Raw genomic sequence first — 16,613 nt, forward strand, 5'->3', positions numbered from 1 at the left:
CGGATGCCCGACGGGCCTCTTCTTCCCTCTCCCCCACGACCGAGGAGGTCACCCCATGACCAACCAGACCAGCAACAACAGCCCGTGGGTCGCCTACCTGGCGTCCGTTGACGGCTGGGTTTACCAGAGCGCCGAGGACGCCGCCGAAGACGTCGGCGCCGACGGCGAGGTGCGTATTGGCGTCGTCCGTGGCTCGGCGGCCCTAATCGAAGACGACGGCGGGCTGCGGCTGCCGGACGGCGTCTACTGGGCCGGGGATCAGGTGTTCGAGTTGGAGCTGTACATCGACGGCGAGGGCAACGAGGCCGAGTCGGCGGCGGTGCGGTTCGCGCAGGCTCGGGCGATGGCTGCCGGGCTGAACGCTGCGGCGGGTGCGCCTTCGGTGTCGGTGGAGCGGCCGGATGACGAGCACATCGAGATCCACGTCAACGGCACGGTGGTGGCGTCCGTCAACCATGACGAGCACGGCTGGTCGGGTATGGATGCGGCGGAGAAGACGGCGGTGGCCGTGGCCCGCGCGTTCGGGGCGGGGGTGCGGTCGTGACCGCCCACCTCGTGAACGGTGACCAGTTCACCGCCCTCACCGTTGCCGACGGTCGCGGCGCCACCCTGAACATCGAGCGCACCGACGACGGCCGACTGTCGGCGTGGATCGCCCCGCCCGGCGGCAACGACGGACCTTCCGTGCAGATCGACGAGGCGGATGTGATCGCCGTGGTGGCGTACCTGTCGGCTGGCACGTCGGGTGCGCTGGTTCCGGCATCCGATCTGGCTGCCGAGAAGGCGAACGCGAAGCACTGGCATGACCGGTATGCGGGAGCCAGGGCGAGCGTGTTGACGCTTACGCAGGCGTACACGGATCTGGCCGAGTCGCAGCGCGCCGGGAATGTGCCGGCCAGGACGGTGAGCGGACGATGACCGCGCCGATGCCTGAGCCGCCGGACCGCGCCCTAGTCGGCGTATTCGACCCCGCCAACGCCCTCATTCCCTACGTGTTCGAGCGCGACAACACCCACTTCGACGAGCGCGGCCAGCAGTGGTACGGGGTCAGCGACGAAGAGTGCTACCGGTGGGAGGACGTGCTGTCGCTGGCTGCTGCGAAGGGCTGGCAGGTGGTGCGCCTGTACCGGGCCGACGACCCGGCCATCACCGTCAACGCGGCGGTGGCCGGATGAAGCAGCGACTCTTCCTCTTCGGCTCCGGCCGCCCCGCCCGCGTCACCTGCCAGCACTGCGGCTGGACGTCCACGGGGCGCGGTGACGCGCAGAAGGTGTTCGACCGCTCCGCCGGTCACGAATGCGCCGGGGTGGAGAGCTACACCGACATGCTGGCGCGGCACGCCGCCGAGCGCAGCCACACCGACGCAGAGGTGGTGAAGCCGTGACCGACGTCCGAGCCATCACCGTCCGCCGGCCGTGGAGTACCTGCATCGCCTCCACCCAGCCGGGCGCCAAGCGCATCGAAAACCGGGGTGCCGGAACCAGCCACCGAGGCATCCTGCTCATTCACGAAGGGCAGGCTGTCACCGCCGACGCCTACACCGACCCGCGCGTGGTCGCCCTACTCGACCCGGAACCCGGCAGCCACATCGCGGCTGGTGTCGGCGCGGTCATCGCCGTCGCCAACCTCGTTGACGTGCACGACCGGGCCGAGCATGGCTGCTGCTCGCCGTGGGGCGAGAACTGGCATTCGGGGCCGCGCAGTGTCCGGTGGGCGGTGCACCTGGTGCTGGCCGATGTCCGCCCGTTGCCGCGTCCGGTGCCGTGCCGGGGTGCGCTCGGGGTGTGGACCCCGCCCGAGACCGTCGTCGCGCAGGCGCTATGGCAGATCCCCCAGGCGGTGACCCGGTGACCACCGCGACCGACACCCGCGTCTGGAAGCTTCACCTCCCCGCACCCACCATCTACGTCCCCCACCGCAAGACGGGACAGCCCAAACCGCCCGGCGGATGGCCCAACAAGCCCGCCGCCGGCTGGCTCACCATGAACGGCGACAAAGGTTCATGGCGGAAGAAGCACCAGCTCACCACCCAATGGCGGAACCTCGCCACCACTGCCGCAATGGCCGCCCGCCTGCCGCGCGGTGAGGTGCAGCGTGCCCGGTTCGACGTGTCGCTGCGGTTCGGGCGTGGCGGGCGACGTGACCCCATCAACTGGCATCCCACGTGCAAAGCCGTCATCGACGCGCTCACCTCGGGCACGAAGAAGCACCCCGGTTGGGGGTTGCTGCCCGACGATGCGCCCCGGTTCCTGCACTGCGAGGACTGCCCGCACATCCGGATCGGCGCCCCGCTGGGTGTTGCTCCGTTCGGTCCGCTGGGTGTGCTGGAACTGACGATCACCGACTTGTCGGGGGGCGACGATGCCTGATCTCGCCCAGATGGAGGCCGTCCGCGCGCCGCTGCCGTTCACCGTCGGCCCTGACGCCTTCACCGTCGCCATCCACGACGGCGGCATCTACCTCAACGCCCGACCGCTCACCCCCGGTGACGCCCTCGACTTGTCGGCCGCGTTGGCGCGTGCCGTCAACGACACGATCGGAGCCACCCGATGACTCCCGACAGCATCTGGTTCGCGGTCCGCGACCGTCAGGCCGCCGTGTCTGAGGCCGCTGTTGTGCGCGGCTTCCCCCACTTCGCCTCAGTCGAGCTGCCCGCCGCCGCCCAACGGTCCGCCGACCAGCTCGCCGCCTGGCAGCACTACACCCGCACCCCGAAGGAGCCCGCCATGAACTCCCACACCCTCCGCACCGCCGCCCAGCACATTCGCGAACTCGCCGCACAAGCCACCCCCTCCGGCAGCCAGCCGAACGGATGGGCCGGCGACGTCGGCCACGACAACTCCCCGATGCTGTTCGGCGGCCCCACCCGCGACGGCTACCGCATGGGCATCATCTTCCACTTCCAGGAAGAGACGTACTGCGGCGACTGCACCCGCCCGACGGCCGGCGACGTGGCCCACATGGCGGCGTGGCACCCGGATGCGGCGGGTGAGGTCGCGGACTTCCTGGACTTGGCGGCCGGTCCGGGTATCCCGGAGTCGGTGGTGGCGGCTGCGTTGCGGATCGCGGCACGGTTCCAGCCGGTGTCGGAGCCGAGGACCGTTGTGGAGGTGGCCGCGTGACCGCCACCGACTGGCGTGACCGCGCCCACGCCATGCTCCGCAACACCGCCGGCCCCGACGGCGAACCCTGCAACACCCCCACCGACCGGCGTTGGCTGTGGCGGCTGGAAAACATGCTCGCCGTGTCCGCCCCCATGGGCAGTGCCCTCGACGTGCTGCGTAAGGACTTGCGCCAGTACCTGAACGAGACGTGCGTCCACCACTGGCAGGAGTACAACGGCGAGCCGGGCACCCCGATCGGCGACCACCGGCAGTGCCGCTGGTGCAACGACACGGAGTGGAAGACCCCGGACGGCAGCTACTCGGCGCAGGTGGCGGCGTGAGCCCACAGCGGATCCAGCGCAAGCGAACCGCCGGATGGAAGCGGCCCGACAACGCCGTCATCGTCGACCGCACCAGCCGATGGGGCAACCCGTTCAAGCTCACCGAATGCATCTCGGAAGGCTTCGCCGACAACGACGCCGACGCCCGCAAAGTCTGCGTCGCATTCTTCGACGCCTGGCTCGACGGCGAACCCGAGTTTGTCAACGTCGAACCGGCCCGCCGACTTCGGATCCTCGCCGAACTCGACACGCTCGCCGGCAAGGATCTCGCCTGCGCCTGCAAGCCGGGCGACCTGTGCCACGGCGACAGCCTCATCCGCCGCGCCAACCGTCGCACCCGCAAGACGGTGTCCGCGTGAGCCGCCGGTCTGCGTACGGCATGTCCAGCCAGCCCGCCGGGGATTGGCGACACCGCGCCGTCTGCCGCGACGAAGATCCAGAGTTGTTCTTCCCGATCGGCACCTCCGGCCCGGCGCTGTTGCAGGTCGAGCAGGCCAAGGCCGTCTGCCGCCGCTGCGAGGTCACCGACCAGTGCCTGCAATGGGCGCTCGAATCCGGCCAAGACGCCGGTGTGTGGGGCGGTATGTCCGAGGAGGAACGCCGCGCGGTGAAGCGTCGCGGTGGCCTTCGCGTTCTGTGTGCCCATCAAGCATGACCACCACCAGCATGGCCCGCCCCACCACCGGGGCGGGCCCCACCCCCAGGAACAGGACCATGACCAACACCCGACCCGTCAGCACACAAACGCTGGCCCACGCCCTCCGCCGCATCCAGGAAGGCGACATCACCCTCACCGCCCACCAGTGGCGCACCCTCGACGGAGCCGACCTCACCGACGCCGTCTGCTACGCCGAAGACATCTACTACCTGCGCTTGGACGGCCAGGTGCCCCGGCTGACTGAGGCTGCCGAAGCGTGGCTGCGGATGCAGCCGCCCGCCCCCACCGCACCCCTGTTCCTGGCCCCGCCGGAGGTGCAGTGATGGCCATCGCCGCGCGCACCCACGAGCGACTGCTGGCCGGCATCCAAACCGGCGCGATCCGGCTCAACACCCGCAACCACCGGTACCGCAACATTCGGAACGGGTTCGACATGGACGACGCCGTCTACGAGGCCGTCGACATGAAGTGGGTGATCCTGACCGCCGACGGGCCGCAGATCACCGACGCCGGCCGGGAATGGCTTGCCGACCGGTACCGACGGTTCGGCACCTCGCCCTCCCGGCCAGTCCGTTTCATTCTCAGCGAGACGACGCGCGGTGACGGCGTGATCCTTCACCCGAATGCGCTCCTGCCTTGCGGCACCGAGTCTGCCCGACGCCGGCACGCAGCTCTCTCCCAGATCTGCCCCACCTGCGAAGGCACGTCAGACGGCTGCGAAGACGGCACCTCCGCGCCGGCCGTGGAGTATCGCCGGTTTTCTCTTGCCGGCAGCGAAGGAGTCGCCGCATGACCGGTTTTGTTAAGCCCGCCGTTCACCTGATCGGCTGGACCTCGTTCAACGCCCCCCTGATGGAGAAGCTGACCGGCTGGTCGACTGACGCGGAAGGCGGGCAGGCGCTCGCCGAAGCCGCTGGGCGTCTCTGCTACCGGGCGTGGTCGAAGCCTCGCCCCGAGACCGCTACCAACGCCGGCTACCTCGCCAACATTCTTCGCCAGCAGCACGAATCCGTGGTCGAGCACGCCTCCGCCACCTTCTACGTGACCGGGGTGTCGCGTTCGCTGCTGACCGAGTTGAGCCGTCACCGGCACATCAGCCTGTCCGTCGTGTCGCAGCGGTACGTGGACGAAGCCAACGCCGCCATGGTGCTACCCCCCGCTGTTGCCGACCACTTCGCCGCCAACGCCGGCCTCGGCAGCGTCGCCGCATCCGCTCGCAGCGTCTACGAGGGCATGGTGAACGTCCTCACCGAAGGGGGCATGAAGCGTAAGCAGGCCCGTGAGGCTGCCCGTGCGGTGCTGCCGAACATGACCGAAACCCAGTTCGTCATCACCGCCAACCTGCGGGCGTGGCGTGACGTACTGCGCCGCCGCTGGCATGTGGCTGCCGACGCCGAGATCCGCCGCTTCGCCGGGCTGGTCCTCGCCGAACTGCGCGACCTGGCACCCAACGTGTTCCAGGACTTTCCGGCCGAGCCGTTCGGGACCGGTGAGTGATGCTGCTCTGCGACGAAGACCTTGCCCGCGCCATCGGCTCCCGCCGGCTCATCATCGAACCGCACGAACCGCGCCTACTCCAACCATCATCCATCGACGTGCGCCTCGACCGGCATCTGCTCGCGTGGCCGCACGGCGGTGTCATCGACCCGGCCGCCGACAACCCGATGCTGCCCGTCGACATGAACGACATGGGCGGCACCTACCCACTCGGCCCCGGTCAGATGGTGCTCGCCTCAACGGTGGAGCACGTCACCCTAGACGCCACCCTCGCGGGACGCGTGGAGGGAAAGAGCAGCCTCGGGCGGCTCGGCCTAGCCACCCACATCACCGCCGGCTTCATCGACCCCGGCTTCTCCGGACACATCACCTTAGAGCTGGTCAACCACGCCCCGCGCCCGCTGCTGCTGCACGCCGGAATGCGCATCGGCCAACTGTGCGTCTTCCAGCTCACTGGGCCCGCCCGCTGGCCGTACGGGGCCGACGGGTTGGGCTCCCACTACCAGCAGCAGCCGCGAGGGCCTGTCGCCTCCCGCTCCCACATCGGCTGGCGCACCTGGCCCACCACGACCGCTCCCACGGAAGGAGCCACCGCATGAAGACTCGCATCCCACGCGACGACCTCGCTGACATTGCCGGCTGGGTGGCCCGCAGCATCCCCCAACGACCCTCCGTGCCGGTGCTCGCCGGCATCAAACTGACCTGCGACGCCACCACGTTGACGGCGGAAGGCTTCGACTATGAGGTGTCGACGCAAGCCAGCGTTGCGGTCGGCGAAGGCGGCGAGCCCGGGACGGTGCTGGTGTCGGCGCGGCTGCTGGCCGAGATCAGCAAAGCCCTCCCCAACAAGCCCGTCGACCTGACGGCCATCGGCGTCCACCTCGAACTCGTGTGCGGCAGCGCCCGCTTCACCCTGCCCACCATGCCGGTCGAAGACTTCCCGACCCTGCCCGACATGCCGCAGCCCGTCGGCACCATCGACACCGCCCTGTTCGCGCAGGCCGTCACGCAGACCGCCATCGCCGCCAGCCGGGACGAAACGCTGCCGATGATGACCGGGGTTCGCATCGAACTGGACGGCGACACCATGTCGCTGCTCGCCACCGACCGGTATCGGCTGGTGGTGCGTGAACTCGCGTGGAAGCCGGAGGCGGAAGGCGCGACCGGGCAGGCACTCATCCCGGCGAAGACCCTGGCCGAGGTGGCGAAGACTCTCGCCGTCGGATCCGACCCGATCACCCTCGCCTTGTCCACGGGCACTGCCGGTGAAGGAATGATCGGGTTCGAGGCGGGCGGCCGGCGCATGACCTCCCGGCTGCTGGACGGCGCCAACTATCCGCCGGTTCGCAGCCTGTTCCCGGACAAAGACAAGGTCACCGCCACCGCCATCATTCCGGCCGGCAGCCTCGCCGAAGTCGTGAAGCGGGTCGCCATCGTCGCGGAACGCACCACCCCCGTGCTGCTCACCTTCACACCGGGCGAGAACGCGCTCATCGTCGAAGCGGGCGGCACCGAAGAGGCCCGCGCATCTGAGGCCATGCCCATCAACAGCTACAGCGGAGAGCAGCCCATCACCGTCGGCTTCAACCCGCAATACCTGCTCGACGGGCTCACCAACCTCGACAGCCACGACGCCGTCCTGTCCATGGTCGACCCGTACAAGCCGGCCGTCATCACCCCCGCCGGAGGAGACGGCAGCCACCGCTACCTGATCATGCCCATCCGAGTGAGCCGCTGATGCCCGGCTTCAACTGCGCCACCCACCGCCGCTACACCGCAGGCTGCCCCGGATGCCGCCGCGTCGACTCCCACTACGACCGGCGCCGCCGACGGCTCATCGCCGAAGGGAAATGGCTGCCGCCAGTGCCCGCCGCGACAGTGCTCGACCACATCCAGCAGCTCCGCGACGCCGGCATGTCCCTCGCATCCATCGCCCGCGCATCCGGTGTCGCCACCAAAACCCTGTACACCGCCGTCAGCGAACCCCGCAGGACCCTACGCGGACCCACCGCCGCCGCCCTACTCGCTGTCCAACCCGCCGCCAGCCTCCCCGCAGGCATGATGCCCGCCGTCGGTGTAGGCCGCCGCGTCCGTGCCCTCGTCGCGGGCGGGTACAGCCTCACCGCCATCAGCAGGCATCTCGACAAGCATCTGCAAGCCGTGTGGGAGATGGCGTGGGACCGGCAGACGATGGTCGCTGAAACCACCCACCGGCAGGTGGTCGACCTGTATGAGCGGCTGTCCGCGACGCCGGGCCCGAATGTGCGCGCCCGCAACACGGGTGTGCGGAACGGGTGGCCGCCGCCGATGGCGTGGGACGACGGGGCACTCGACGACCCGGCCGGGCAGCCCAGCGACGGCGGCAGCAACCCGGATGACCGGATGGTCGACGAGGTGGCGATCCGTCGCGCGTTGGCTGGCGAGTCTGTGCCGTTGACGGCGCACGAGCGTCATCACGCCGTGCACGTTGGTCGGGCTGCCGGTCTCACCCGTAGTGCGATTGCCGAACGTCTGCGGCTGTCTGGCACTGCGGTGAAGGCGCTCGATCGCCTGCCGCCACCTGGCTACGGGCTAGCTGCTTGATCGGGGGCGCGGTCTTGCTGGGAGGGCGGGCCGCGCCCCACCCCGTCCCCACACACGCATTGATGGAGGTGAACGCGAATGTTGGTCTGGGTGGGCAGCACGAAAGCCCGACGCTGCGGGGGCGTCGGGCTCAGAAAGGCGAGATGTGTCGGGCTAGCCGCGCTTGCGGCGTCGACCGCGCATCGACGGGGTCACGGTCGGGCCGCCCTCAACGTCGTGCAGTGCCGGCCGGTGGTCGCGGATCCACGCTTCTACGTCTTCGATGCGCCACACCTTGCCCATGGCCAGTTCGTCGTAGGGCGCGGGCCAGTCGGGGCGCGATACGAGCTGGTAGACGCGCTGACGGGACACGCCGAGTCGGTCTTCGATCTCGCGTGCGCCCATCAGGTGACGGCCCATGGTCAGGAGCATAGGCGCAACTCTACTAGGCACTTGTCTAATGCCGCAATCCTTGATAGGACTGTACATGTGCCTACCTAGGCACTTCCCTAGCCAACCCTCAACGCCCCGACATCAGGGAGGCACCATGACCGCCGAAATCGACATCGACGCCATCGAAGCCCGCGTCAACGCCGCCACCCCCGGCCCGTGGGGCGTCGGCAACGGCACGAACATCGTGCGCGGACTGGAGGTCACCGGCCGTGGCTCGTACACCTGCATCCAGGCTGTCGCCGAGATCGCAGACGAAGACGAGCGCGAGGACTGGCGGCACGACTCCGGCGGCGACTATGCGGATGTCGACCCGGAGGACGACGCCACCTTCATCGCCGCCGCCCGTCAGGACGTGCCCGCACTGATCGCCGAGGTCCGCCGGCTGCGTGAGCAGTTGTTCGCCCAGAAGCCCGTCATCGACGCCGCCGAGACGTGGGCCGAACTGCTGGAAACCGACGGCAGCGCCCCCAACCTCGCCTCGAAGCTCATCGACCTACACCAGGCCGTCGAGCAGTACCGGCTCATGGACCTCGCCTTCACCGCCGCCCGCAACGAGCAGCCGGATGCCGCCGAATGACCGACATCGACCTGGACGCCGTCGAGAAGCGTGCCAACGCCGCCGAAGACGGGCCGTGGGAGGTCGCCGAGTTTCCCCACCGGAAGGACAACCCGGACGGCTGGCCGCTCATCGTCATCCGCTCCAAGGCTGGCAAGCGCCGTGAGGTTGCCGCCGTCATCGAAGACGACGTGGCGTCCGCCTCGGAGTGCCCACGGGAGAACGCCGAGTTCATCGCCCGCTCCCGCACGGAGATGCCGAAGATGGCCGCCGAGATCCGCCGACTGCGCGCGGAGAACGCCGCCATGCTCGCCGTCGCCCGCGCCGCCGACGACCTGGTTGTCTCCGCGTCACCCACCCTGCGCGCCTTCCTCGGCGGTGCCGGTGAGGCCCTGATCGCCGCCGTGGACGCCCTACCGAACGAGGCGACCCGATGACCATTGACGCCACCTCCGCCCCCGCCGTGCACCACCTCATCTGGTCCAACCACCACAAGGCGTGGTGGGGGCCCGACGGGCGCGGCTACTACAAGGACCCCACCCGCGCTGGCCGGTACGCCATCCCCGACACCACACGGTGGCTCGGCAGAGGTTGTGGCTGCTGCCAGGTGCCCGAAGTGGTGATCCCTGCCGACAAGGTGAACGGCAAGAGCCCCCGATCGGTTCGGAGCGCCATCGCTGCCGCCACCCGCGCAGAGGTCAAGGCGGGCCGGGCAAACCGCTACTACGGCCAGTGACCTATGCGCTCGATGCCGGGGTGGCGGTCCTGTTCGACATCCCGGCACACCACCCGCCCACAACCGGGCACGAACCTCTCGACACGAAAGATCAGGCGCTGATGGTTTGGTTCAAGGTCGACGACTCGTTCTACGACCACCCAAAGGCCGAAGACCTGTCGGACTCGGCGGTCGCCCTGTGGACCCGTGCAGGCTCCTACAGCGCCAAACACCTCACCGACGGGTTCATCAGCCATCGCAAGGCCGCCCGCATGTGCGACAACCCGGAAGCGGCCACCGCCGAACTGGTGGCGGCCGGGCTGTGGGACAAGGAGGGAGACGGCTACCGCTTCCACGACTGGCACGACTACCAGCCCACCCGCGAGGAAGCGTTGGCGGCGTCGAAGGCCAAGTCGGTTGGTGGTGCGGTGGGCAACCATCGGCGGTGGCATGTGGAGCGGGGGCAGCCTGACCCGGAATGCCCGTACTGCAAGGCGGGCTCGGATGGCTCAACTGATCGGTCATCCGATCGCATAACCGATCGGGGTTCCGAGTCGGTACCGAATCGCCCGTCCCGACCCGACCCGTCCCAACCCAAAGAAGAAGCGTCATCGAACGTGCTGTTCGACAACCCACCTAAGCCTGTCACCCCCAAGCCTGGGTCAGACGACGACCCGAACTGGCTCAAGTTCTGGTCGGCCTACCCGAAGAAGACTTCCAAGAAGACCGCACGACTTCGGTGGGCGTCGGCGATGAAGCAGAAGCACGACCCGGAGGAGATCATCCGAGCTGCGCAGCAGTACGCGGCCCGCATGAAGCGAGACCGGATCACGTACCAGTACATCAAGAACCCTGACGGCTGGCTGAACGGCGAGATGTGGAAAGACGAAGCACCGCCACCGCAGCAGTACCCGCCGATGAACGGGCCGTACCGCAGCCAGTCGAACCTGCCCGAGTCGAACGCCCCCAAGCGGTACAGCCGGGAGGAACGCTGCACCACCCACCCCAACTATCCGGCCCACAACTGCGGCCCGTGCCGAGCTGACCGGCTCGGGGCCGACCGCAAGGAGGTGAACGCGTGACCGTGACTGCTGTGCCGTCGCCGCGCGTGGAGATCGCCGACGTGCCCCACGACTGGACGCCGAGCAAGCCGATGTCCAGCGAGTCGGCCGAGCAGACGGTGCTGGGCATGATGATGGCGTCGCCCCGCCAAGTCGACCTGGCGATGGAGGTGCTGGAAGGCGCCGACTTCTACTACCCGCGTCACCCGCTCATCTGGTCTGCGCTGCTGGCGTTGTGGGCGTCCGGGCAGCCCACGAACCCCATCGCGGTCGGCCGCATGTTGGACGAGACGACCGGGCTGGCTCAGGCCGGCGGGTTGGAGTATCTGCACAGTCTGCTGGCGCGGGTTCCGGTGTCGGCGGGAACGATCGGCTACTACGCCAACATCGTTCGCGACTGGTCTCGTCGGCGCCGCGTGTACGAGTCCGGGGTGCGGATCATGCAGTCGTCGCGGATGCTGTCCACGCCGGTGGATGTGGTGGTGGAGCGCGCGCAGCAGGACATTCACGCGGCCACGTCGTCGCGCAGTAACGCGGATCCGTTGGCGGTGGACGACTTCATCGACGACGAGTTTCAGCATCTTGAGGACGTGCGGGACGGGAAGGTGCCGCCCGGCATCAGCACCGGGTTCACGGATCTGGATTCGATCCTGGGCGGATGGTATCCGGGCCGGCTGGTTATTCCGGCCGGTCGACCCGGAATGGGCAAATCGGTGCTGGCCTTGTCGTGGGCGTTGCACGCCGCCCGGCTCGGCTATCCGGCGCTGGTCTTCCCGATGGAGATGTCGAAGCGGGAAGTGATGTGGCGGATCTGGTCGCAGTGGGCGCGGATTCCGCTGCACCTGTTCCAGCGGTCGCGGTTCGACGAGCGGGATTGGGTGAAGCTGCGGGCCGCCCGCGATGAGGTGCGGAAGCTGCCGTTGGAGGTGGACGACCAGGCAAACTCGGTTGCGCAGATCACCTCGAATTCGCGGCGGTTCACGCAGCGGCGCGGCAGTGTGGGGTTGATCGTCGCCGACTATGTGCAGCGTCTCAACTTCCCGGGCCGTGAGCGCCTCGACATTGAGGTGGGCAACGCGGCGAAGGCGTTCAAGGGGTTGGCGCGGGAGTTGGAGACCACGTTCGTGGCGGTGTGCCAACTGAACCGGGGCAACGAGGCCCGGCAGGCGAAGCTGCCGCAGCTTTCGGATCTTCGCGACTCGGGGCAGCTTGAGCAGGAAGCCGACCAGGTGATCTTGATTCACCGGGACGACTACTACGACAAGGAATGCGTGCGGGCCGGCGAGGCGGATCTCATTGTTGCCAAGAACCGCCATGGCCCGACGGACACGGTGACCGTTGCCGCCCAACTGCATGTGGCCCGTTTCGTCGACATGGCTGTGCCGGAGTAGAGGGGGTGTCCGATGACGTGTGACTACTGCGGTTTGGCTACGGGTGCTGTGGCCTGCTGGGAGGTGTCGGCTGGCCTGCCGGGTGACGGCATGACCCGGTATGTGTGCGCCGTCCACAAGCAGGCTGCGGTCGCCCTGGTGGGGATGCGGGGCCCGGTGCGGGAGCTTCCGACGAACGTCGAGTACTGGCGGCGTCTGCGGCTTGCCGTGGTTGTGGTATTGCCGGCGCGTCCCGAACCGGTCGGGGAGGCGGCGTGACCAGATCCCGCATCACCATCTGGCACTGCGACGCCCAACTGTGCGGGCTGAACGCACCAGAGGACACCGCCGGCTGGACCGATGCCATCTACACCCACGGCTGCCCGCAGCACGGCGACGTCATCACCGCGCACAAGGCCACACTGACCGACCAGACGCGCGGTCGGGGCAGCCGGGAGGTCACCACGTGGCGGTTGCGGTGCGCGTGCGGTTGGACGCCGCGCCCGGGTTCAGCGAAGCACAGCGCCCGGCGGCTGCATGACGCCCACCTGGCGCACGTCACGACCAGGCCAGTGAAGGAGACGACCGATGACTGAGAAGCCGCACACCCCCGACCCCGTCCACCCTCGCAAGCCGGATCTTCGTGCGTTCGGTGAGGCCGTCCGCTTCCGGGACCGTGCGACCCGTCTGGCTGTCGCCCACCACGAACGGTGCGGGTTGCAGCCGTCCAGCCAGTACGCCCGAGCCACCTTCGACGCGATCGTGGATCTGATCCGCGAAGACGAGCGGGCGCGGCTGGCCGCAGGCCCGGATCACCCGGAGGCGGGCCGATGACCAGGCAGATTGTGGCAACCATCCTGCCCGGACGAACCCTTGACGCCGCCCTAGCCGCAATGCGCGGCATGGCCCGCTGCTACCCGGAACACACCCTGTCGCTGGCCAACGACCCTGACGGCGGCATGGCCATCATCTACGACCCCGGCGCCCCGCAGCCCGCCAGAAAGGAAAGGAGGCGACGCGACCAGGCCACCGGTGTGACTGCCGAGGTTGCGTTGGGTCGGGATGAGGTGGGTGACCTGTTCGCCTACGCGTTCGACTCCACCACCAGCACCGTGGATGGGGTGAAAGCGATCGCGCAGTGGATGGTTGGCCTGCTGGCGCAGACGGATGGGGCGGCGAACTTCGTCACGTTCACGCTTACGCATCCAGGCGGCGAGCGGTATGCGTTGACGGTGCAGCGGTGCGCTGGTCTGACTCCGGCGGAGAAGATCGCCGGACTTGAGGCGCAGATCGCCGAGTTTGCCGGACAGGCGGCGGGAACCCATGACTGACGAAACGCCGCTGCCGAGCTTGCACCACAACGGCGCACAAGACCCCAACCAGTGGGCGCCAAGCTACTTCAACCTGCGTGAATCCTCCGGCTGCGCGCGTCCCGAGGCCGGCGACCTGGTGGCGTGGCGGTACGCGGCGTGGCTCGTCCACGAAATTCGCCCCTACCTCGACGTTGACCTGACCGACGAGCAGAAGGCCAAGCTGGAAGCCTCCGCTGCCCGCCTGTCGGCCGAGAAGCAGTCGATCGCGCTCATCCGCAGCCGGCCGTTCCACATCGTGCTGCGGCACCTGAACGGGCCGCTCATCATCAAGCCGGGTGAGGAACGCGGCTTCAAGCGGCTCCACGACGGCACCCGCGAAGTCAGCTTCACATCATGGCCCGACCGGTACCGGTGGAACCGTCTACCCGACCCGTATCAGGCGTGCTCGTGCCACGGACATCCGTGGCCCTGCCAGGAACGGGACCGGCAGGTGCTCGCCCAGCATCAGATGCGGAAGATGGATCGACTGATGGCGACCGCCCAGCCGGGGGTGTGCGCCCACTGCTTGGAGCCGATCACCACCCGGCAGAAGACGGTCACGTTCCCCGAGGAGTCACGGTTTGTGCCGGGCGCCCCCGGCCCCACCTTCCATGCGGGCCGCGCCGAATGTTGGGGTGCCGCCGAAGACTACGAACGCGGCGGACGCCTCGCCGACAACCCTGATGTTGCTCGCATCGCCTCATGCCCCGGCATCAGGTTCATTCACGAGCAGCACGGCATGCCCACGGACCAGCGCATCGAATGCACCGCAGGGCCGTTCTGCACGGGCCTGCACGGTCCGTCGGGGTTCCGTCAGGATGCGCCGTGCTGGCATCGGGTGCAGTTGGCTGGCAATGAGGGCGCTTATGCCCGGCCGTCGGTTGACTGCGGCTATCGGGGCCGTGAGGGCGGCTGCCTTGGTGGTGATCTGTCGGGCGGTGGTGCGTCGCTGTCGCCGACGGCTGCCGACTTGTTGTGGGAGAACCGCAGTCGGCGCGGGGGTGGTCTGCTGTGACCGCCCCTGTGTGGCCGCAGGTGATGGTGACCGGCCACCGCCCGAAGGACATTCCCGCCGACGCCCACCAATGGGTCCGTGGCCAGCTCGCCAGGGTTGAGGTGCAGCTGCGTGACGGGTACGGCATGGTCACCGGCATCACCGGCATGGCGATCGGCTCCGACATGTGGTGGGCCGATGCTCTCGCGCGGGCGTACACGCCGTTCGTCGCGCACATCCCATTTCCACAGCAACCCGACCCGTGGCACCGCAACCCGGAGGCGGTGGCCGAATGGCATCGGCTGCGGAGCCTCGCTGCTGACGAGGTGGTGTACGGGGATCTCGCCGGCCTCGCCGAGCACGCCCGCAAGCGGGTGGTGGTGCGGCTGCTGCATGAACGCAACGACGGCATGTTGGCCGTCTCGCACGCGGTGGTGGCGGTGTGGCGTCCGGATAAGCGGGACGGCGGCACCTACTCGGCGCTCGTGAAAGCCCACCGTCTCGGCTTGCCTGTCGTGCACGTCAACCCGCTGGCCCGCACGGTCACGATTCCTACCCCGGCCCGTCTGGGTGCGCTGCTGCATCCTGACCGGCCCGCGACTCTTCCCCTACCAGCCTGAGGAGGCTTCCATGACCGACACGACCACCGACCAGCAGTCCGCCGACCACACCGAAAACGACATGTACCGCCGTGCCTACCACGACATTCAGGAGGTGCTAGACGAGGCGATCGGCGACGGCGTCGACGACTCCACGGATCCGCTGCGCGACCACCTGCACCAGATGATCGCCGCCGTAGCGCAACGCGAGTACGAAGACTCCATTACGACAGCCGGCGCGGTCGCCCACGCCGAACACCTCGGCTCCCGCATCGCCGCCGAAGTTCTCGCCCTGTTCGATACCGACATCGATGAGCAGTGGGAGGTTCGCGGTACCGACCCGGACTTCGCCAGCGACAGGTGGACGTCCTGCCCAGCCAGCCGGGGTGACGCGGCACGGATTGTCCGGCAGGCACGTACGAAGCCGGGATGCTCCGCCGACGTCTTCCGCGTGTTGGAGCTACGGACGGTCGGCGAGAAGATCGAGGCGGCACCGTGACCGACTACAACGAGCGCGTCCTGTCCGCCCGGTGGACGGCTGTCGTCAACGACGAGATCGGCGGATGGGCTGTCAGCATTGATGGCCGCACCCCCGCCGATGGTGGTGTGATGGCCGTCGACATGGTGACCCGCGAGGTGGCCGAACACGTCGCCGGGCTGCACAACCAGTGGCTCGCCATCCACACCGTGCGGGTACGCGAGGCAGTCGCCGTGGTGAAGGGCGAACGGTTCGAGGTGACGCCGCTCATCCTGTCGCCGGTCGATGTTCAGCAGTACATGGAGCGTTACCGGCAGGCGTTCGGCTGGTCTATGCCGCCGTCCGCAGGGCAGCACGATCAGCCATGCTACGACTGCGGCCAGCCGGAGAACAGCCACCCCAACGACCAGTGCGCCACCTACCGGGCATCCGACAACGAGCAGCACCGCACCGACCCGCGTTGCCCACCTCATGACCCTGCCGGCGTGAAGCCTGCCGCGACCCCCGCCGGCCTGGTGGCGTCGGTGCGAGTCCTGCTGGATGCTCTGCGTTTGCAGGCCGACCAGACGCCGGATGTGGTGGATGCGCGGCAGGCGGTAGAGCAGGCCATCGACCACCACGATCAGCGCCAGCCGCCCGTGAAGGACCGCCCGTGATCCCCGAATCCCGCGAAGTGTTCGACCACGGCAGCCGCGAGTTCGACCGACGCGACCGGTGGCTGAACGTCGCCGAACTGCTGGTGCTCGGTGTGGCTGCCGTCCTGCTCGCGGCGCTGATCGCCTGATGACGATGCCGCTGCTGCCGGGACGCCCACCCGCCCGCTGCTCGTGCTGCAACCATCCCGTGCCCACGGGCAGGTTGTACGGGCCGGGG

32 protein-coding genes and 1 pseudogene are annotated in these 16,613 nt (G+C 68.6%); 32 read left to right on the forward strand and 1 reads right to left on the reverse strand.

Features of this window, described 5'->3' with window-relative positions:
* The first annotated feature begins 55 nt into the window (after positions 1-55).
* From ACZ31C_RS14940 to ACZ31C_RS15020, 17 genes are read left to right on the forward strand one after another with little or no spacing between them, the layout of a single operon-like run.
* Positions 56-544, forward strand: coding sequence for a hypothetical protein (locus ACZ31C_RS14940; RefSeq protein WP_465795736.1), 489 nt, complete (start codon positions 56-58; stop codon positions 542-544).
* Complete coding sequence (locus ACZ31C_RS14945; protein ID WP_465795737.1) at positions 541-918, forward strand: hypothetical protein; 378 nt, start codon at positions 541-543, stop codon at positions 916-918. The genes ACZ31C_RS14940 and ACZ31C_RS14945 overlap by 4 nt, the downstream gene beginning before the upstream one ends.
* Positions 915-1,175, forward strand: a complete 261-nt coding sequence (locus ACZ31C_RS14950) for a hypothetical protein (protein WP_465795738.1) — start codon at positions 915-917, stop codon at positions 1,173-1,175. The genes ACZ31C_RS14945 and ACZ31C_RS14950 overlap by 4 nt, the downstream gene beginning before the upstream one ends.
* Positions 1,172-1,384, forward strand: coding sequence for a hypothetical protein (locus tag ACZ31C_RS14955; protein ID WP_465795739.1), 213 nt, complete (start codon positions 1,172-1,174; stop codon positions 1,382-1,384). Before ACZ31C_RS14950 ends, ACZ31C_RS14955 begins: the two co-directional genes overlap by 4 nt.
* Positions 1,381-1,851 (forward strand): ASCH domain-containing protein, encoded by a 471-nt coding sequence (locus ACZ31C_RS14960; RefSeq protein ID WP_465795740.1) that lies wholly within the window; start codon positions 1,381-1,383, stop codon positions 1,849-1,851. Before ACZ31C_RS14955 ends, ACZ31C_RS14960 begins: the two co-directional genes overlap by 4 nt.
* A complete protein-coding gene (locus ACZ31C_RS14965; protein WP_465795741.1) occupies positions 1,848-2,369 on the forward strand; it encodes a hypothetical protein in 522 nt (173 codons plus the stop codon). The genes ACZ31C_RS14960 and ACZ31C_RS14965 overlap by 4 nt, the downstream gene beginning before the upstream one ends.
* Complete coding sequence (locus ACZ31C_RS14970; RefSeq protein ID WP_465795742.1) at positions 2,362-2,553, forward strand: hypothetical protein; 192 nt, start codon at positions 2,362-2,364, stop codon at positions 2,551-2,553. Before ACZ31C_RS14965 ends, ACZ31C_RS14970 begins: the two co-directional genes overlap by 8 nt.
* Positions 2,550-3,122, forward strand: coding sequence for a hypothetical protein (locus ACZ31C_RS14975; protein ID WP_465795743.1), 573 nt, complete (start codon positions 2,550-2,552; stop codon positions 3,120-3,122). Before ACZ31C_RS14970 ends, ACZ31C_RS14975 begins: the two co-directional genes overlap by 4 nt.
* On the forward strand, positions 3,119-3,445 hold the full coding sequence (locus tag ACZ31C_RS14980) for a hypothetical protein (protein WP_465795744.1): 327 nt from the start codon (positions 3,119-3,121) through the stop codon (positions 3,443-3,445). Before ACZ31C_RS14975 ends, ACZ31C_RS14980 begins: the two co-directional genes overlap by 4 nt.
* A complete protein-coding gene (locus ACZ31C_RS14985) occupies positions 3,442-3,804 on the forward strand; it encodes a DUF4326 domain-containing protein (protein ID WP_465795745.1) in 363 nt (120 codons plus the stop codon). Before ACZ31C_RS14980 ends, ACZ31C_RS14985 begins: the two co-directional genes overlap by 4 nt.
* Positions 3,805-3,824: 20 nt before the next feature.
* A complete protein-coding gene (locus ACZ31C_RS14990) occupies positions 3,825-4,100 on the forward strand; it encodes a WhiB family transcriptional regulator (RefSeq protein WP_465795746.1) in 276 nt (91 codons plus the stop codon).
* 59 nt (positions 4,101-4,159) lie between these two features.
* Entirely contained in the window at positions 4,160-4,426 is a 267-nt protein-coding gene (locus tag ACZ31C_RS14995; protein ID WP_465795747.1) for a hypothetical protein, read from the forward strand.
* Positions 4,426-4,896 (forward strand): hypothetical protein, encoded by a 471-nt coding sequence (locus ACZ31C_RS15000; RefSeq protein WP_465795748.1) that lies wholly within the window; start codon positions 4,426-4,428, stop codon positions 4,894-4,896. Before ACZ31C_RS14995 ends, ACZ31C_RS15000 begins: the two co-directional genes overlap by 1 nt.
* A complete protein-coding gene (gene thyX, locus ACZ31C_RS15005; protein WP_465795749.1) occupies positions 4,893-5,600 on the forward strand; it encodes an FAD-dependent thymidylate synthase in 708 nt (235 codons plus the stop codon). The genes ACZ31C_RS15000 and thyX overlap by 4 nt, the downstream gene beginning before the upstream one ends.
* Entirely contained in the window at positions 5,600-6,199 is a 600-nt protein-coding gene (dcd, locus tag ACZ31C_RS15010; RefSeq protein ID WP_465795750.1) for a dCTP deaminase, read from the forward strand. The genes thyX and dcd overlap by 1 nt, the downstream gene beginning before the upstream one ends.
* Positions 6,196-7,338, forward strand: coding sequence for a DNA polymerase III subunit beta (dnaN, locus tag ACZ31C_RS15015; RefSeq protein WP_465795751.1), 1,143 nt, complete (start codon positions 6,196-6,198; stop codon positions 7,336-7,338). The genes dcd and dnaN overlap by 4 nt, the downstream gene beginning before the upstream one ends.
* Positions 7,338-8,183, forward strand: a complete 846-nt coding sequence (locus tag ACZ31C_RS15020) for a hypothetical protein (RefSeq protein WP_465795752.1) — start codon at positions 7,338-7,340, stop codon at positions 8,181-8,183. The genes dnaN and ACZ31C_RS15020 overlap by 1 nt, the downstream gene beginning before the upstream one ends.
* Before the next feature lie 153 nt (positions 8,184-8,336).
* On the opposite strand, the gene ACZ31C_RS15025 is transcribed toward ACZ31C_RS15020, so the two are convergent.
* Positions 8,337-8,594 carry a helix-turn-helix transcriptional regulator gene (locus ACZ31C_RS15025; RefSeq protein ID WP_465795753.1) on the reverse strand — a complete coding sequence of 86 codons (258 nt, stop codon included), beginning with the start codon at positions 8,592-8,594 and terminating at the stop codon, positions 8,337-8,339.
* Positions 8,595-8,709: 115 nt separating this feature from the next.
* Between ACZ31C_RS15025 and ACZ31C_RS15030 the strand changes: the two genes are divergently transcribed.
* The 15 genes and pseudogenes from ACZ31C_RS15030 to ACZ31C_RS15100 all read left to right on the forward strand — a co-directional run bounded on the left by ACZ31C_RS15030 (position 8,710) and on the right by ACZ31C_RS15100 (position 16,524).
* Positions 8,710-9,192, forward strand: a complete 483-nt coding sequence (locus ACZ31C_RS15030; RefSeq protein WP_465795754.1) for a hypothetical protein — start codon at positions 8,710-8,712, stop codon at positions 9,190-9,192.
* Positions 9,189-9,608 carry a hypothetical protein gene (locus tag ACZ31C_RS15035; RefSeq protein WP_465795755.1) on the forward strand — a complete coding sequence of 140 codons (420 nt, stop codon included), beginning with the start codon at positions 9,189-9,191 and terminating at the stop codon, positions 9,606-9,608. Before ACZ31C_RS15030 ends, ACZ31C_RS15035 begins: the two co-directional genes overlap by 4 nt.
* The gene (locus ACZ31C_RS15040) at positions 9,605-9,907 is read left to right on the forward strand and encodes a hypothetical protein (protein WP_465795756.1); all 303 of its coding nucleotides are present in this window, start codon (positions 9,605-9,607) and stop codon (positions 9,905-9,907) included. The genes ACZ31C_RS15035 and ACZ31C_RS15040 overlap by 4 nt, the downstream gene beginning before the upstream one ends.
* On the forward strand, positions 9,904-10,968 hold the full coding sequence (locus ACZ31C_RS15045) for a hypothetical protein (protein WP_465795757.1): 1,065 nt from the start codon (positions 9,904-9,906) through the stop codon (positions 10,966-10,968). Before ACZ31C_RS15040 ends, ACZ31C_RS15045 begins: the two co-directional genes overlap by 4 nt.
* Positions 10,969-11,039: 71 nt before the next feature.
* A pseudogene (locus ACZ31C_RS15050) lies at positions 11,040-11,333 on the forward strand (DnaB-like helicase N-terminal domain-containing protein); the annotation flags it as partial.
* A 69-nt stretch (positions 11,334-11,402) separates the two neighbouring features.
* Positions 11,403-12,338 (forward strand): replicative DNA helicase, encoded by a 936-nt coding sequence (locus ACZ31C_RS15055; RefSeq protein WP_465795952.1) that lies wholly within the window; start codon positions 11,403-11,405, stop codon positions 12,336-12,338.
* Positions 12,339-12,428: 90 nt separating this feature from the next.
* Entirely contained in the window at positions 12,429-12,596 is a 168-nt protein-coding gene (locus tag ACZ31C_RS15060; RefSeq protein ID WP_465795758.1) for a hypothetical protein, read from the forward strand.
* Positions 12,593-12,913: a hypothetical protein gene (locus ACZ31C_RS15065; protein WP_465795759.1), complete on the forward strand. Its 321-nt coding sequence runs from the start codon at positions 12,593-12,595 to the stop codon at positions 12,911-12,913. The genes ACZ31C_RS15060 and ACZ31C_RS15065 overlap by 4 nt, the downstream gene beginning before the upstream one ends.
* Positions 12,906-13,151 carry a hypothetical protein gene (locus tag ACZ31C_RS15070; RefSeq protein WP_465795760.1) on the forward strand — a complete coding sequence of 82 codons (246 nt, stop codon included), beginning with the start codon at positions 12,906-12,908 and terminating at the stop codon, positions 13,149-13,151. The genes ACZ31C_RS15065 and ACZ31C_RS15070 overlap by 8 nt, the downstream gene beginning before the upstream one ends.
* Complete coding sequence (locus tag ACZ31C_RS15075; RefSeq protein WP_465795761.1) at positions 13,148-13,648, forward strand: hypothetical protein; 501 nt, start codon at positions 13,148-13,150, stop codon at positions 13,646-13,648. Before ACZ31C_RS15070 ends, ACZ31C_RS15075 begins: the two co-directional genes overlap by 4 nt.
* On the forward strand, positions 13,641-14,684 hold the full coding sequence (locus ACZ31C_RS15080; RefSeq protein WP_465795762.1) for a hypothetical protein: 1,044 nt from the start codon (positions 13,641-13,643) through the stop codon (positions 14,682-14,684). Before ACZ31C_RS15075 ends, ACZ31C_RS15080 begins: the two co-directional genes overlap by 8 nt.
* Positions 14,681-15,283 carry a hypothetical protein gene (locus tag ACZ31C_RS15085; protein WP_465795763.1) on the forward strand — a complete coding sequence of 201 codons (603 nt, stop codon included), beginning with the start codon at positions 14,681-14,683 and terminating at the stop codon, positions 15,281-15,283. The genes ACZ31C_RS15080 and ACZ31C_RS15085 overlap by 4 nt, the downstream gene beginning before the upstream one ends.
* Before the next feature lie 10 nt (positions 15,284-15,293).
* Positions 15,294-15,761 carry a hypothetical protein gene (locus ACZ31C_RS15090; RefSeq protein ID WP_465795764.1) on the forward strand — a complete coding sequence of 156 codons (468 nt, stop codon included), beginning with the start codon at positions 15,294-15,296 and terminating at the stop codon, positions 15,759-15,761.
* Positions 15,758-16,396, forward strand: coding sequence for a hypothetical protein (locus ACZ31C_RS15095; protein WP_465795765.1), 639 nt, complete (start codon positions 15,758-15,760; stop codon positions 16,394-16,396). Before ACZ31C_RS15090 ends, ACZ31C_RS15095 begins: the two co-directional genes overlap by 4 nt.
* Positions 16,393-16,524: a hypothetical protein gene (locus tag ACZ31C_RS15100; protein WP_465795766.1), complete on the forward strand. Its 132-nt coding sequence runs from the start codon at positions 16,393-16,395 to the stop codon at positions 16,522-16,524. Before ACZ31C_RS15095 ends, ACZ31C_RS15100 begins: the two co-directional genes overlap by 4 nt.
* Positions 16,525-16,613: the final 89 nt, after the last annotated feature.

It is taken from the genome of Micromonospora sp. NPDC023869 (assembly GCF_055559695.1).

Bases quoted from the DNA above. Each gene is read 5' to 3' on its own strand.
- ACZ31C_RS14940 (WP_465795736.1), top strand. From the start codon at position 56: ATGACCAACCAGACCAGCAACAACAGCCCGTGGGTCGCCTACCTGGCG.
- ACZ31C_RS14950 (WP_465795738.1), top strand. From the start codon at position 915: ATGACCGCGCCGATGCCTGAGCCGCCGGACCGCGCCCTAGTCGGCGTA.
- ACZ31C_RS14955 (WP_465795739.1), top strand. From the start codon at position 1,172: ATGAAGCAGCGACTCTTCCTCTTCGGCTCCGGCCGCCCCGCCCGCGTC.
- ACZ31C_RS14970 (WP_465795742.1), top strand. From the start codon at position 2,362: ATGCCTGATCTCGCCCAGATGGAGGCCGTCCGCGCGCCGCTGCCGTTC.
- ACZ31C_RS14975 (WP_465795743.1), top strand. From the start codon at position 2,550: ATGACTCCCGACAGCATCTGGTTCGCGGTCCGCGACCGTCAGGCCGCC.
- ACZ31C_RS14990 (WP_465795746.1), top strand. From the start codon at position 3,825: ATGTCCAGCCAGCCCGCCGGGGATTGGCGACACCGCGCCGTCTGCCGC.
- ACZ31C_RS14995 (WP_465795747.1), top strand. From the start codon at position 4,160: ATGACCAACACCCGACCCGTCAGCACACAAACGCTGGCCCACGCCCTC.
- ACZ31C_RS15000 (WP_465795748.1), top strand. From the start codon at position 4,426: ATGGCCATCGCCGCGCGCACCCACGAGCGACTGCTGGCCGGCATCCAA.
- thyX (WP_465795749.1), top strand. From the start codon at position 4,893: ATGACCGGTTTTGTTAAGCCCGCCGTTCACCTGATCGGCTGGACCTCG.
- dcd (WP_465795750.1), top strand. From the start codon at position 5,600: ATGCTGCTCTGCGACGAAGACCTTGCCCGCGCCATCGGCTCCCGCCGG.
- dnaN (WP_465795751.1), top strand. From the start codon at position 6,196: ATGAAGACTCGCATCCCACGCGACGACCTCGCTGACATTGCCGGCTGG.
- ACZ31C_RS15020 (WP_465795752.1), top strand. From the start codon at position 7,338: ATGCCCGGCTTCAACTGCGCCACCCACCGCCGCTACACCGCAGGCTGC.
- ACZ31C_RS15025 (WP_465795753.1), bottom strand. From the start codon at position 8,594: ATGCTCCTGACCATGGGCCGTCACCTGATGGGCGCACGCGAGATCGAA.
- ACZ31C_RS15030 (WP_465795754.1), top strand. From the start codon at position 8,710: ATGACCGCCGAAATCGACATCGACGCCATCGAAGCCCGCGTCAACGCC.
- ACZ31C_RS15035 (WP_465795755.1), top strand. From the start codon at position 9,189: ATGACCGACATCGACCTGGACGCCGTCGAGAAGCGTGCCAACGCCGCC.
- ACZ31C_RS15040 (WP_465795756.1), top strand. From the start codon at position 9,605: ATGACCATTGACGCCACCTCCGCCCCCGCCGTGCACCACCTCATCTGG.
- ACZ31C_RS15055 (WP_465795952.1), top strand. From the start codon at position 11,403: ATGCTGTCCACGCCGGTGGATGTGGTGGTGGAGCGCGCGCAGCAGGAC.
- ACZ31C_RS15060 (WP_465795758.1), top strand. From the start codon at position 12,429: ATGACCCGGTATGTGTGCGCCGTCCACAAGCAGGCTGCGGTCGCCCTG.
- ACZ31C_RS15070 (WP_465795760.1), top strand. From the start codon at position 12,906: ATGACTGAGAAGCCGCACACCCCCGACCCCGTCCACCCTCGCAAGCCG.
- ACZ31C_RS15075 (WP_465795761.1), top strand. From the start codon at position 13,148: ATGACCAGGCAGATTGTGGCAACCATCCTGCCCGGACGAACCCTTGAC.
- ACZ31C_RS15080 (WP_465795762.1), top strand. From the start codon at position 13,641: ATGACTGACGAAACGCCGCTGCCGAGCTTGCACCACAACGGCGCACAA.
- ACZ31C_RS15090 (WP_465795764.1), top strand. From the start codon at position 15,294: ATGACCGACACGACCACCGACCAGCAGTCCGCCGACCACACCGAAAAC.